Genomic DNA, 14,582 nt, shown 5'->3' with positions numbered 1-14,582 from the left:
GATACTGCCCGCCCGGCCGGGAATTTATTTTCGCCGCTGATCGAACACATTATTTTGTGCCAGATTGTGAAAAGTAACTGTTTGGTACATTATTTTGCGTTAGGTATACAGGAAGGACGTTTGCGCGATGAATAACTTTGGGGCTGCCACCGGCAGCAGATGGTTGCTGGTTGGGCTGGGCCTGCTGATCGCCTTGATCGGCCTGGGTTTGGCAGGTGGCGGCGGTTACCTCGTAGCGCTGGGCGGCAGTTGGTATTTCCTGCTGATGGGCCTGGCGATGCTGGTCTCTGGTGTGCTGATCGCCAAGCGCCGGCCTCAGGGCGCATGGCTGTACGCCGTGGCATTGGTGCTGACTGCGATCTGGGCGGTGTGGGATACCGGTCTGGAATACTGGCCGTTGGTTTCGCGAGTCCTGACCTTCGCCGTCATCGGCCTGGTAGTCGCGCTGATTTATCCACAGCTCGCCCGCGCTTCGGGATCGACACCCGGGCGCGGCGCCTATGGCGTTGCCGGGCTGCTGGGCCTGGGCGTGGTCGCCACCCTGGCGTACATGTTTGTACCGACCCACGTGGTCAAGGCCAGCAGTGAGCCTGCGGTGACTGCGGTAACGCCGGGCACCGAGCAAAAAGACTGGGCCCACTGGGGCAACACCACCGCCGGCAATCGGTTTGCCGCGCTGGACCAGATCAACAAAGGCAACATCGACAAGTTGCAGGTGGCCTGGACCTTCCACACCGGCGACATCCCCGAGAGCAATGGCGCCGGTGCCGAAGACCAGAACACCCCGCTGCAGATCGGTGACAGCGTTTACGTGTGCACCGCCTACGGCAAAGTGTTTTCCCTGGACGCCGATACCGGTGCCCAACGCTGGAAATTCGATCCCCAGGGCAGCGGCCCCAACTGGCAGCGTTGCCGTGGCCTGGGTTATTTCGACAGCAGTGCCAGCGAGCAACCCGCCGGCGCCAAAGCCTGTGTGAAACGTCTGTTTCTGCCGACCGGCGATGCCCGGTTGATTGCGATCAATGCTGAAACCGGCGCGCCTTGCGAAGACTTCGGCGACCACGGCACCGTCGACCTGAAGACCGACATGGGCGAAGTGAAGCCCGGTTATTACCAGCAAACCTCGACGCCACTGGTGGCGGGCAATGTGGTGATCGTGGGCGGGCGTGTGGCAGACAACTTCTCCACCGGTGAACCGCCAGGCGTGGTGCGCGCCTTTGACGTGCACAGCGGCGAACTGGTGTGGGCCTGGGATCCGGGCAACCCGAACACCACCAAACGCCCACCTGCAGGAGAGACCTACACCCGTGGCACGCCGAACGTATGGTCGGCCATGTCCTACGACGCCAAGCTCGGCCTGGTCTACCTGCCTACCGGTAACGCCACCCCGGATTTCTTCGCCGGTGAACGTACCGCCTATGACGACAAGTGGAGCTCCTCCATCGTCGCCATCGACGTGAAGACCGGCCAGGTGCGCTGGCACTTCCAGACCACTCACCACGACCTGTGGGACTTTGACCTGCCGGCACAGCCGCTGCTCTACGACATTCCGGATGGCAACGGCGGCGTGCAACCGGCACTGGCCCAAGTCACCAAGCAAGGTGAAATCTTCCTGCTCAACCGCGCAACCGGCGTGCCCATCGCCCGGGTAGAAGAGCGCCCGGTGCCCCAGGGCAATGTGCCCGGCGAACGTTATTCGCCGACCCAGCCGTTCTCGGTGGACATGCCTTCGATCGGCAATCAGCAACTGACCGAATCCGACATGTGGGGCGCCACGCCGTTTGACCAGTTGATGTGCCGCATCCAGTTCAAGGGTATGCGTCATCAGGGCGTCTATACGCCACCAGGTCTGGACCGCGCGCTGCAATTCCCGGGTTCGCTGGGGGGTATGAACTGGGGCAGTGTGTCGGTGGACCCGAACACCCACTACATGTTCGTCAACGACATGCGCCTGGGTTTGGCCAACTACATGATCCCGCGCGACAAGATCGCCGCCGGTGCCAGTGGCATCGAAATGGGCGTGGTGCCGCAAGAAGGTACGCCATTCGGTGCAATGCGCGAGCGCTTCCTCTCGGCGGCGGGCATTCCGTGTCAGAAGCCGCCGTTCGGCACCCTGTCGGCCATCGACCTGAAAACCCACAAGCTGATGTGGCAAGTGCCGGTGGGCACGGTTGAAGACACCGGGCCGCTGGGTATCCGCATGCACATGCCGATTCCAATCGGCATGCCGACCCTCGGCGCGTCCCTGGCCACGCAGTCTGGCTTGCTGTTTTTCGCCGGCACCCAGGACTTCTACCTGCGCGCTTTCGACACCGGCAACGGCAACGAGATCTGGAAATCACGGCTGCCGGTGGGTAGCCAGTCGGGGCCGATGACCTACGTGTCGCCCAAGACCGGCACGCAGTACATCGTGCTCACCGCTGGCGGCGCGCGACAGTCGCCGGACCGTGGGGATTATGTGATTGCCTACGCGTTGCCCAAGAAATAGGGCGTGAAAAAGCCGCACGGATGTGCGGCTTTTTTTTGCGTCTCAGATCGCGTCAGCCAGCAGGCATCGGGCAAAGAGTTGTGGCACCGGAAGGTTGCGCTGGCTGTAGCGGCTCAGCAAGATGATTTCCCGGTTAAAGGTCAGCTCGCCCAGCGGGATGACACGCACCTGCGGGGATCGGTCCAGCCATAGTCCGGCGTGGGGAACCAGTGAAACGCCCAGGCCGCATTCGACCATTTTGACCAGCGCCTCAATCTCGTCCAGTTCCAGCGCCACTTGCACGTCCAGCCGCTGATCCCGCAGAAAGCGACTGACCAGCCGCCCGCCAAACGAAGCGCGGTCGTAGCGCACGTGGGGATGAGCTTCGAGCAGTTGCAGCGGGTCATCACCCTTGACCGTGTGCGGCACGATCAACACAAACGGCTCCTTGCGCAGCACCTGTACGTGCAGTTCCTTGGGCAAATCAAAGGGCGGGCGAATGATGATCGCCGAATCCAGCTCGCCTGCGTCTACCTGGCTGAGCAACTCCAGGGAAACCCCTGGCACTAATTTGCATTCGACCGTCGGCGCAGCCTGGCGCAAGCGCACGAGGGCCTGGGGCAGCAGCCCGGTCTGGGCGGTGGTGATGGCGCCGACTTTCAATTCGCCACGGTATTCGTTGGCATCCACCGGCACGGCCATGCGGTTGAACGTCTCGAGAATCTCCTTGGCCAGTGGCAGCGCGCGGATGCCCGCCGCATTCAATGTGGCCTGGCGCCCGGTGCGGTCGAACAGCTGCACGCCGAGCACCTGCTCCAACTGACGGATCTGCGCACTCACCGCCGATTGTGTCAGCCCGATATGCATGCCCGCTGCGGCGAACGTGCCATGGCGGGTAACGGCGATAAAGGTTTTCAGTTCCCGCAGCATGGGCGTCTCGATTGATCAAAATAATTTGAGCTCGCTGCGAAAACTATCGTCTTTCCATCGGTTACGGCAAGGCTAGACTCGCAAGGAATTAATATCCATAGAGGTTAAACCTGATGGCACTGGCTCCTTTTCACCTGGCAATTCCGGTATTCGACCTGGCGGCTGCGCGGCAGTTTTATGGCGAGGTGTTTGGGTTGGAGGAGGGACGTGCCAGTGATCACTGGGTCGACTTCGACTTCTTCGGGCATCAATTGGTGATTCATGAGCACCCGAAAACCGCTTCTCAAGAGGCGGCGCACACCAATGCAGTGGACGGCCACGACGTGCCGGTGCCGCATTTTGGCGTGGTGTTGAGTTGGGATGATTGGCATGCGTTGGCGGAGCGTTTGCAGGCGCGCAATACCCAGTTTGTGTTGGAACCGCATATTCGTTTCAAAGGCCAGGTGGGCGAGCAGGCGACGTTGTTTCTGTTTGACCCGTGCGGCAACGCGTTGGAGTTCAAGGCGTTCAAGGACATTGGGCAGTTGTTTGCCAAGTGAGGGCGCTTTGATGAATGGCCTGGATGCAACGGGCATCGCCGAGGCGGTGGGTTCGGGGGCGATTACGCCGGCTTTGGTTGCTGAACACTTTCTTGCGCGCATAGGTGTCGACGAACCAGATATCCAGGCGTTTGTATCCTTCGACGCTGAGGCGGTGCGCGAGCAGGCGTTGCAGCTTGAAGGCTGTTCCGGTCCGCTGGCGGGCTTGCCCGTGGGGGTCAAGGACATCTTTGATACCGCCGACCACCCAACGGAATTCTATTCGCCGATTTACCTGGGTAATCGTCCATCGCGGGATGCCCATGTGGTGACGCTGCTACGACAGGCGGGCGCGATCATCATGGGCAAGACCCACACCACCGAATTTGCCTACATGCACACAGGGCCGACGCGTAATCCGCTCGATCTGTCCCGCACGCCGGGTAGCTCCAGCGCGGGTTCCGCGGCGGGGATGGCGGCCGGGTTTTTCCCGTTGGCGTTGGGTACCCAGACGGCTGGGTCGCTGCTCAAGCCAGCCGCTTATTGCGGGTTGTATGCCTTCAAGCCATCGTTTGGACTGGTCTCGCTGGAAGGCGTGAAACCCCTGGCGCCGAGCTTCGATACGGTGGGTTGGTATGGGCGCTCGGTGCGTGATCTTGAGCGGGTGGCGCAGGTGTTGATTCGAGGGTTTCCGGCTGTTGAGGTCGGTCGTCGGCCTTTGCGGCTTGGTTTCTGCCGTACTTCTCGCTGGTCGGATGTGCAGCCGGTGGTGGCCCAGGCGATTGAGCTAGCGATAGCCAGGTTGGGGCCTCTTGTCAGTGAAGTCGTGTTGCCCGAGGCGTTCGACGGAGTATTCGACGATCACCAGTTGATCAACGATTGCGAAGGTGCCCGGTCATTGGCCAAGGAGTTTCAGTCTCATCCCGAACTACTCAGCGACTCGACGTTGGCCATGATCGAGCGCGCCCAGACGACGAGTTGGGAGCAGGAGTCGGCAGCCAAGGCCCGCTTGGTACAACTGGCCCCGCAGCTTGCGCAAATCTGCCAGCCGTTTGATGCGATGTTGAGTGTTTCCTGCGGGATGCTGGCGCCGGTGGGGTTGGCGACCACGGGCCCGTCGGACTTCATCAAGTTCTGGGGCGCGTTTGGCTTGCCGCAGGTGAATGTACCGGTGATGCGTGGGGAAGGGGAGTTGCCGGTGGGGTTGCAGGTAATTGGGGCGTTCAGAGGGGATGCGCCGTTGCTGGGTACGGCGCAAGGCATTGTTGATGCGTTGGTAAGCTGAAAGGCACTATGGGGGAACACGTTACTGATCTGTTGAGTGAGCCCCAGGCGGTTCATTCAGAGGATGAAAAATGAAATTCCCTGTGGTGATGCATAAAGACGCTGATTCAGATTACAGCGTGACCGTCCCGGACGTGCCAGGTTGCTTTTCTGCGGGCACAACCTTTTCCGAAGCTCTGGATAATGTCCGCGAAGCTTTAGCGCTGCACCTCGAGGGATTGGTTGCTGATGAGGAGCGGCTTCCTCAGGCTAGAGAGGTCGACGTCCATTTGGAGAATCCGGACTTTGCGGGTGGCGTGTGGGCGGTGATCGACTTTGATCTCACTCCTTACCTGGGCAAGTCAGTCAGGTTCAACGCCTCACTGCCTGAGCAACTTTTGAATCGTATCGATGAGCGAGTGCAAAAAGACCATCGCTATGCCTCGCGCTCTGGGTTCCTGGCGACGGCGGCTTTGCGCGAACTTTCCGTTTGATAACGGGCCGGTAGAGCACGCAGTACAAAAAAGGCTTACGCCGCAAAGCGTAAGTCTTTCTTTTATTCGAGGAGGTGTGATCAGCGAGACTACGACCCCTTGCACACCTTCGCAGCGGCAGCATCGTTCGGGATAAATGAATCCGGCGCGCCCGGCTTCAGCACCACGTACCCTCGCCGCCACGGTTGATCGTCCACCAGATTCCAGCGATGCCCTGTGCCGGTGTTGTCTTCGGCGATCAGTACTTCACCCGGATGCAACGTGAACTTCTCACCGCCGCGTGTCACGAACGCCAGGGTGCCGGACAGCGTCATCACGTACTGAGGCTCCGGGTCGTTATGCCAGCCATACGAGGCGTGCGCCGGGGTTTGCTTGAAGTGAATGGCAGTCACGTCATTGCGCATGCTCTGGTCGATGGTGCCTTCCAGTACGTGCGAATTGTTGTCGGCGCCGGTGCAGAGCTTGAATGCCTTGATGGAGTCAGTGGCGGCGGGGGCGGCTTGTGCGCCGCTCAAGGTGGCGAGGGTGATTGCGACGGCGGCTGTGGCACGTATGCCCAGGCCGTGGATTGCGTTGCGCGGCGAGCGTTTTTGCTGATGCATGGAACAAGTTTCCCTCGTGCTGAATTGGCGTTGACTGGGAATCATGGTCAGTGCCGTAGCCGTTCGGGACAACTAACTAATGTTTCATTGCTGCACGACTCACGCGCGCCAGAAACGACAAAGCCGCGCAATGCACGGCTTTCAAGATGGTGGGCCCAGTAGGACTCGAACCTACGACCAAGGGATTATGAGTCCCCTGCTCTAACCAACTGAGCTATAGGCCCTCAGTAGGCCGCGGATTATAGCGATGGTTTCTTCGCTGTGCCATCCGAAAAGTCCGAAACACTCATACGAAGGAACGTAGCGGCGAAAAGGTCCGGCGGCAGCGGCAGGCTGACGATATAGCCTTGCATCTGCTCACAACCTTCAGCCGCCAGAAACGCTTGCTGGGCCGGCGTTTCCACACCTTCGGCAATGATGGTGAATTGCATGCTGTGCCCCAGGGCAATAATGGCGCGCACGATCGCCGCATCGTGTGGGTCATCGGGCAGGCCGCGGACGAAGGATTGGTCGATCTTCAGGAAGTCCAGCGGCAGGCGTTTCAGGTAGCTGAGGGACGAATAGCCGGTGCCGAAGTCATCAATGGCCAGTTGCACGCCCAGATGCTTGAGCTGGTGCAGCACCTCCAGCGCTTCTTCGGCCTGGCTCATGATGAAGTTTTCGGTGATCTCCAGTTGCAGGCAGCCAGGCTCCAGGCGGTTGTCCCGCAGCAGTTGCTCGATGCGCGCCAGCAGGTTGGGGTGGCGCAGTTGCGCGCCGGCGAGGTTGACGGACAGCGGGCCGAAGTCATCAAAAATTTCTCGCCAGTCGTGCATCTGTCGGCAGGCCTGCTCCAGTACCCAGTCGCCAATCTGCAGGATCATGCCGTTCTCTTCGGCCAGGGCAATGAAGTGCTCGGGCGGCACTTCGCCGAAGGTGGGGTGGCGCCAGCGAATCAGGGCTTCGGCGCCGATCAGTTGTTGGGTGTCGAGGCTGAGTTTCGGCTGGTAATAGAGAGACAATTCGTCGCGCTCGATCGCTCGGCGCAGTTCGTGTTCCAGGGCCACGCGCTCGTTGGCTTGCGCAGTGAGGTCCTGGGTGTAGCTTTCGACGCGGTTGCGGCCTTTGGCCTTGGAGCGGTACATGGCGGCGTCAGCGTTTTTGACCAGGGTGGCGACGTCGTTTCCGTCCCGTGGGTACAGGCTGGTGCCGATGCTGGCGCTGATGAAGAACTCATGCTCGCCCGCCTGGAACGGTGGGGTGAAGCAGGCCAGCAGCTTATTGGCCAGGTGTTCGGCGTCGCTGGCTTGTTGCAGGCCGGGCAGCAGGATGATGAATTCGTCACCGCCCAGGCGCGCGACGGTGTCGACGTCTCGCAGTTGGTCCTTGAGGCGAACGGCGATGTCCTTGAGCAGCAGGTCGCCAATCGGGTGGCCGAGGCTGTCGTTGATGTGTTTGAAGCGGTCGAGGTCGAGGAACAGCACGGCGCCCTGGCTGCCGGTTTCCTGTTGGTTGTTGAGGGCGGCTTGCAGGCGGCTTTCAAACAGGGTGCGGTTGGGCAGGCCGGTCAGCGGGTCGTGGTGGGCCTGGTAATCGAGGCGCGCCTGGGCGTGCTTGAGGCTGGAGATGTCGGCAAACACGGCGACGAAGTGGGTGATCGACTCCTCGCGGTTGCGCACGGCGCTGATGGTCAGCCAGCTGGGGTACAGCTCGCCGCTCTTGCGCCGGTTGGAGATCTCGCCTTGCCAGTGGCCGTTGGCCGTCAGTTGGTGCCACATGGCCGCGTAGAAGGCGCTGTCGTGCAGGCCCGAGGCAAGCAGGCGCGGGGTTTGGCCGAGGGCCTCGGCTTCGCTGTAGCCGGTGATCTCGCTGAAGGCGCGGTTCACGGCGCTGATATTTTGCCGGGTGTCGGTGATCAGTACGCCTTCGGCCGTGCTCTCGAACACGGTGGCGGCCTGTTGCAGTTTTTCCTGCATCAGTTGGCGTTCGGTGATGTCCCGGGCGATGGTCAGCATGCAGTCGTCGTCGCCGATGGGCAGCGGGCGGCTGGAGACTTCACACAGGCGAATTTCGCCGTCGCTGCGGCGGATGTGGCAGACAAAGTCGCGGACAAATCCATCCCGTTGCAGTCGCTCCAACATATCTTTGCGTTCGTTCAGGTCGACCCAGATCCCGAGGTCCAGGGTTGACTGGTCCAGCGACATCACGCTGTTGAAGCCGGTAATACGGCTGAATCCTTCGTTGACCTCAATCAGCAAACCGTCGCTTTGGCGGGACAACAGCAGGCCGTCGGGAGAGGCATGGAAGGCCTTGGCGAATTTCTCTTCGGAGGTTTGCAGCCGCTGCTGGGTTTCTTTCAGCTGGGTGATGTCACGCACCACCACGACCAGAGCTTCGGTGGTATCCAGTTGAAAGGGTTCGGCGGAGATCAGTCCGGTGAAGGCCTGGCCGTTGCTGCGCAGGAAGGGCATTTCCAGGTTGCGGATGCTGGTGGTCTGTACCCGTTGCAGCAGGCCGGGGCCTACGCCCTGGATGCCCCAGATATTCAGTTCAGTGGCGGTTTTTCCTACGACTGCTTCGGCGCTCAGGCCGATCTGGTCTTCGAATGCCTTATTGACCTCCATCAGGCAGCCGTCCGACAGCCGGGCGATGACCAGGATGTCCGGGCATTGCTGGAACACAGAGGCGAATTTCTGTTCCGAAAGCTGCAACGCTTCCTCGGTGCGCTTGGCCTCGCTGATGTCGATCATCAGGCCGCGCAGCACGGGCTCGTGGCCGTGTTCGATCAGGCTGACGATGTCCCGCACCCACAGGCAGCGTCCATCGGCGGTGATCACCCGGTAGTCGACACTGTGGTCGCGGTTGGCCCGGGTTTCGGCGTAGCAATAGGATTCGGTGCGGGTCAGGTCCGCGGGGTGGATGATGTTGCGCCAGAAGCCCGGGATCAGCCAGTGGGCACGGGGGTAACCCAGCAGTTCCTCGGCGTGGGGCGACACGTAGCTGTAGGTGAAATCGCTGATGCTGGCTTCCCAGGCGATCGCGGAAAGGCTCTCCACCAGGCCGCGATAGTGGTATTCGCTGCTGCGCAGTTCCTGTTCGAGGGCGACCCGGCGGGAAATTTCCGAGCTGAGCCGACGATTGATCCGAATAACCACGGCCAGCACGATGCTCAGCAACAGCACGGCAGGCAACCCGTAGAGCAGCACATCCGTCCAGAGCGTGCGGTGGTCGATGACGTTGCCGACCCAGCGCTGCTGGATGGCCTCGGTCTCAGACGGGCTGATGTCGGCCAGGACTTTATCGAGGATGCCCACCAGCATCTTGTCGTCCTTGGGTACGCCCATGGCCAACTGATAGCGGTAAGGCGTTTCGCCGCTGATGTACAGGCCTTCCAGCTTGAGTTGCCGCAGGCTCCACACGCTGGACGCCAGATCGCCCACTACGGCGTCGACCTTGTCGGTGGCCAGGGCCTGCAGCGTAGCGCTGACATTGGGCATGGCCACCAGGTTGAGGTCCGGGTGGTGAGTGCGCAGCAGTTCATGGGGCGCGTAGTTTTCCACCACGGCCACCTTCAACCCGTACAGGTCTTTGAGGCTGCGTGGTTGCGGGCCGCCTTCGTGGGCGAGGATGACGATGGGGAAGTCGAGATAAGGCCGGGTAAACGACAGGAAACCCTGGCGTTCCGGTGTGGACATGATGCCCGGCAGCAGGTCGAGCTGGTTGTTGCGGGCCTGTTCCAGCACGGCACTCCAGTTCACCGGCTCGATCAGTTTTATCCTGACGCCAAGGCGATCCTGCATCAGCCGCACATAATCAGCGGCCAGGCCCTGGTAGCGACCATCTTCATCGCGGTATTCAAAGGGTGGCCAAGAGGCGTCGACGCCCAGGCGCAACTCTTGGTGGTCCGCCAGCCAGCCACGCTCTTCATCGGTGAGAGTCAACGCGCCAGCCGTTGCGGTCCAGGTCAGCAGCGACAGCAGTAACACGGTCGGCAATCTGGGCATAACGGTCTCGTTATGGCACGGGGAATATTTCGAGTGTAGACGGGCATTGCGGGGGAGGGGAGGCAGCGAGGATTTAATCTGTAGAAGCAAAAACCCCGGCCTGGGCCGGGGTTTTTGTGATCACTCGTCGAGGAAGGAGCGCAAATGCTCGCTTCTCGTCGGGTGGCGCAGCTTGCGCAACGCCTTGGCTTCGATCTGACGAATCCGCTCACGGGTAACGTCGAACTGCTTACCAACCTCCTCAAGGGTGTGGTCGGTATTCATGTCGATGCCGAAGCGCATGCGCAGTACCTTGGCTTCACGGGCAGTGAGGCCGGACAGTACGTCGCGAGTCGCTTCTTTCAGGCTCTCAACGGTAGCAACATCGATTGGCGACTGCATGGTCGAGTCTTCGATGAAGTCACCCAGATGGGAGTCTTCGTCATCACCGATCGGGGTTTCCATGGAGATCGGCTCTTTAGCGATCTTCAATACCTTGCGGATTTTATCCTCAGGCATTTCCATGCGTTCGCCCAACTCTTCCGGGGTCGGTTCGCGACCCATTTCCTGCAACATCTGCCGGGAAATACGGTTGAGCTTGTTGATCGTCTCGATCATGTGCACCGGAATACGGATGGTGCGGGCCTGGTCGGCGATCGAGCGAGTGATCGCCTGACGGATCCACCAGGTGGCATAAGTCGAGAACTTGTAGCCGCGACGGTATTCGAACTTGTCCACCGCTTTCATCAAGCCGATGTTGCCTTCCTGGATCAGATCGAGGAATTGCAGGCCACGGTTGGTGTACTTCTTGGCGATGGAGATCACCAGACGCAAGTTCGCTTCAACCATCTCTTTCTTCGCGCGGCGGGCCTTGGCCTCACCGATCGACATGCGACGGTTGATGTCCTTGATCTCGGCAATCGTCAGACCGGTTTCAGTCTGCAATGCAGTCAGCTTCTGCTGGCAACGAACGATGTCGGCCTGGAAGCGACCAATGGCTTCAGCGTATTTGCTTTTGCCTTTGGCCAGTGCGTCGGTCCAGCTTTCGTCGACTTCGTTGCCCGGGAACTGGCGCAGGAAGTCGGCACGCGGCATGCGCGCATCACGGACACAGAGCTGCATGATCGCACGCTCTTGTGCACGCAGACGCTCAAGGGCGCTACGAACCCGCTCAACCAGGCCTTCGAATTGCTTCGGTACCAGTTTGATCGGCATGAAGAGTTCAGCCAGGGCCAGCAATTCAGCAGTTGCCTGCTTGCTGCCGCGACCGTGCTTCTTCAGGGCCTTGCGAGCCAGTTCCATCTGATCGGAGACCGCGCCAAAGCGCTGGGCTGCGATGATCGGATCCGGACCGCTTTCGACTTCTTCTTCGTCATCGGTGCTGGCTTCAGCTTCGTCGTCGTCGGTGTCGTCGTCTGCTTTCGCAGCCTTGGCATCGATCGGTGGCGGAATTTCAGCCGCAGGTGGCGCAATGCCGTCGTCCGGGTCGATATAACCGCTCAGGACGTCGGACAGGCGGCCACCTTCGGTGGTGACGCGAGTGTACTCGGAGAGAATGTGGTCAACCGTGCCTGGGAAGTGCGCGATTGCGCCCATCACTTCACGGATGCCCTCTTCGATACGCTTGGCGATTTCGATTTCGCCTTCACGTGTCAGCAGCTCTACCGTACCCATTTCGCGCATATACATGCGCACAGGGTCAGTCGTGCGACCGATGTCGGTCTCGACCGCTGCCAACGCGGCGGCTGCTTCTTCAGCGGCTGCCTCGTCGGTATCGGCGTCGGCCAACATAAGGGCGTCCGCATCCGGAGCACTCTCGTGTACGGGGATCCCCATGTCATTAATCATGCGGATGATGTCTTCCACCTGCTCTGGATCTGAAATATCCTCAGGCAGGTGGTCGTTGACCTCTGCGTAAGTCAGATACTTCTGCTCACGACCAAGGGTGATCAACTCTTTGATACGAGACTGCTGTTGCGCTTTTCCGGACATAACACCCTATCCACTGAAGGTCTTGGCGGGCAAAAAACAAGCCGAGGATTATACCCGAGCTATGACCTCACACGCCAGCTGAGGTCGGGTTTGATGCGGAAACATTGCGACTTAAAAGGTCGCGCAGTTGATTTTTCTCTTCGGCGGTCAATTCACTCTGACGCGCTTTTCGAAGAAGTTGTTCCAGGTTTCGCTCGCGTTGACGAGCTACCAAGCTAGTAATGGTGTCGAAAAACTGTTGTTCAAGGTTATCGCCATCAATCAGCCATTCCTTTTCTGCCAATGCCTTCAGCAAACGGCCCTGTTCGGTGCCGTGCCAGCGTGCAATCAGCTGGAATGAGTTTAGCTTAGGATTCTTCTGTACGGCTTCGAGCAGGGCCACCAACAGTTGCGTATTGGTGTGGTCTTCGGCCGCAAAGTGCCCCGCATCCTCGACTTTTTGTGCCAGTTGCGGGTGGTGCAAAAGTGTACGCAGGGCTGCCATGGTGGGCGGCTCTACTGCTGCTGGGACGCGTGGGCCGCGCGGTTCGTCACGGTCACCGCCACGTTTGCCGTTTTTGTCCCAGGGTTTCTTGTCCCATTTCTTGCCGCCGGTGCCGGGTTTCTTCGGTGTCCACTCCTGCTGGGGCGTGTAGGCCTCCTGCGGTTGGTGGAAGTCGGAGTAGTCCGGCATGGCGTCGTAATCCATGCCCGGGTCGTAGGCCGGCGGCGCCTCTTGCGGCGCGCTGCGGGCCAGCTGGCTGACGGCCTCGCCACTCAAGCCGGTGATTTCCAGCAGGCGCTGGCGCATCAGGGTGCGCAGGTTGGCGCCCGGAACCTTGTCGATCAGCGGGGCCGCGAGGGTGACCATGTGGGCCTTGCCTTCGAGGGAGCGCGGGTCGGACTCTTCGGTCAGTTGCTGGAAAAAGTAATCGGCCAGCGGTTGTGCGTGTTGGTTGATGCGCGCGCGGAACGCGTCGGTGCCTTCGGAGCGGACCAGGGTGTCCGGGTCTTCACCTTCGGGCAGGAACAGGAAGCGTGCGCGCCGCCCGTCCTGCAGGCTCGACAGGGTCGACTCAAGGGCACGCCACGCTGCGTTGCGGCCGGCCTGGTCGCCGTCGAAGCAGAACAGTACGTTGGGCACTACGCGAAACAGGCGCTTCAAGTGCTCTTCGCTGGTCGCGGTGCCCAGGGTCGCCACGGCGTTGCGCAAACCTTGCTGGGCCAGGGCAATCACGTCCATATAGCCTTCAACCACGATGATTTCGTCGAGGTTGCGGTTGTTCTTGCGCGCCTCAAACAGGCCGTAGAGTTCCTGGCCTTTATGAAACACCGGGGTTTCCGGTGAGTTCAGGTATTTGGGCTTGTCGTCCCCCAGCACCCGGCCGCCGAACGCGATGATGCGGCCGCGGCTGTCGCGGATCGGGAACATCACGCGGTCGCGGAAACGGTCATAACGCTTGCCGGTCTCGGCGTTTTCCACCAACAGGCCGGCGTCGATCATGGCTTTTTGCTGCAGGGTGTCGCTGCTCAGGTGCTTGTACAGGTTGTCCCAGCCCGGCGGGGCGAAGCCGAGGCCGAAGTCGCGGGCGATTTCACCGGTCAGGCCGCGGCCCTTGAGGTAATCGACGGCGGCTTTGCGCTGCGGGTGGCTTTTCAGTGCCTGGCGGTAAAAGTCGGCAGCAGCGGTAAGCAGCGGGTACAGCGGCGAATCGGTGGGTTGCCGCGGTTTGTGCGGGCGGCCACTTTCTTCGCGGGGGATTTCCATGCCGGCGGCTTTCGCCAGTTCCTCGACGGCCTGGGGGAAGTCCAGGTTGTCGTGGTCCATGATGAAGCCGAGGGCGTTGCCGCCAGCGCCGCAGCCGAAGCAGTAGTAGAACTGCTTGTCGGGGCTGACGCTGAACGACGGAGTCTTTTCCTTGTGGAACGGGCAGCAGGCGGTGTAGTTCTTGCCGGCCTTTTTCATCTGCAGGCGCGAGCTGACAACATCGACGATGTCGGTGCGGTTCAGAAGGTCGTCAATAAAGCTCTGGGGAATTAGCCCGGCCATGGCGTTCTCGTCATCACTGCGTGTAAAAGAGGGCCCGCAAAGTGCTCAAGGCGCGCGTGTTGTGCGGCTCGATCTACTGTCGTCTGCTTGGTCTGTCAGGAAGTGTATCTGCCGAACATTCACTGACGTTAGTTCCGATCAGTGCCCGGCGTAGAAATGTTGCCCGGGAGTCCGGTCTTGGCCATGTGGGGGCCTCGGAAGCTCATCGGTGGGCGCAGCCGACCTGTTGATCGCCTGTTAAAAAATAAGTGTGCTCGTCAGTAGCCTTGTTAGGCTCGTCAGAAGAGACGTGCACCGCTGGCAAAAGAGCCAGTCCTGACGTGTG

9 protein-coding genes and 1 tRNA gene are annotated in these 14,582 nt (G+C 60.6%); 4 read left to right on the top strand and 6 right to left on the bottom strand.

Translation table 11 applies throughout. From position 1 onward, the window contains the following. Positions 1-127: 127 nt before the first annotated feature. On the top strand, positions 128-2,488 hold the full coding sequence (locus HX821_RS02610) for a glucose/quinate/shikimate family membrane-bound PQQ-dependent dehydrogenase (protein WP_177035244.1): 2,361 nt from the start codon (positions 128-130) through the stop codon (positions 2,486-2,488). Positions 2,489-2,530: 42 nt separating this feature from the next. Here the strand turns inward: HX821_RS02610 and HX821_RS02605 are convergent, their stop codons facing one another. Beyond that, positions 2,531-3,397, bottom strand: coding sequence for a LysR family transcriptional regulator (locus tag HX821_RS02605; RefSeq protein WP_177035243.1), 867 nt, complete (start codon positions 3,395-3,397; stop codon positions 2,531-2,533). 113 nt (positions 3,398-3,510) lie between these two features. Here HX821_RS02605 and HX821_RS02600 point away from each other — a divergent pair, with 113 nt between their 5' ends. The 3 genes from HX821_RS02600 (at position 3,511) to HX821_RS02590 (ending at position 5,672) form a co-directional block, all read left to right on the top strand. Next, on the top strand, positions 3,511-3,936 hold the full coding sequence (locus HX821_RS02600; RefSeq protein WP_003211024.1) for a VOC family protein: 426 nt from the start codon (positions 3,511-3,513) through the stop codon (positions 3,934-3,936). A 10-nt stretch (positions 3,937-3,946) separates the two neighbouring features. Then, a complete protein-coding gene (locus HX821_RS02595; RefSeq protein ID WP_177035242.1) occupies positions 3,947-5,200 on the top strand; it encodes an amidase in 1,254 nt (417 codons plus the stop codon). A 70-nt stretch (positions 5,201-5,270) separates the two neighbouring features. Further along, entirely contained in the window at positions 5,271-5,672 is a 402-nt protein-coding gene (locus tag HX821_RS02590; protein WP_177035241.1) for a type II toxin-antitoxin system HicB family antitoxin, read from the top strand. A gap of 89 nt (positions 5,673-5,761) precedes the next feature. Here HX821_RS02590 and HX821_RS02585 read toward each other — a convergent pair whose 3' ends face one another. From HX821_RS02585 to dnaG, 5 genes are all read right to left on the bottom strand, one after another. After that, positions 5,762-6,274, bottom strand: coding sequence for a cupin domain-containing protein (locus HX821_RS02585; protein WP_177035240.1), 513 nt, complete (start codon positions 6,272-6,274; stop codon positions 5,762-5,764). Between the two features lie 147 nt (positions 6,275-6,421). Beyond that, positions 6,422-6,498, bottom strand: a tRNA-Ile gene (locus HX821_RS02580). A 15-nt stretch (positions 6,499-6,513) separates the two neighbouring features. Beyond that, positions 6,514-10,257: a bifunctional diguanylate cyclase/phosphodiesterase gene (locus HX821_RS02575; RefSeq protein WP_102370019.1), complete on the bottom strand. Its 3,744-nt coding sequence runs from the start codon at positions 10,255-10,257 to the stop codon at positions 6,514-6,516. 120 nt (positions 10,258-10,377) lie between these two features. After that, positions 10,378-12,228: an RNA polymerase sigma factor RpoD gene (gene rpoD, locus HX821_RS02570; protein ID WP_003211014.1), complete on the bottom strand. Its 1,851-nt coding sequence runs from the start codon at positions 12,226-12,228 to the stop codon at positions 10,378-10,380. Positions 12,229-12,295: 67 nt separating this feature from the next. Further along, on the bottom strand, positions 12,296-14,257 hold the full coding sequence (gene dnaG, locus HX821_RS02565; RefSeq protein WP_177022284.1) for a DNA primase: 1,962 nt from the start codon (positions 14,255-14,257) through the stop codon (positions 12,296-12,298). Between the last annotated feature and the right edge of the window lie 325 nt (positions 14,258-14,582).

The organism is Pseudomonas sp. B6001, from assembly GCF_013386015.1.
In the GTDB taxonomy this organism is placed as follows: domain Bacteria; phylum Pseudomonadota; class Gammaproteobacteria; order Pseudomonadales; family Pseudomonadaceae; genus Aquipseudomonas.
This window is presented reverse-complemented; position numbering and strand designations above follow the sequence as displayed.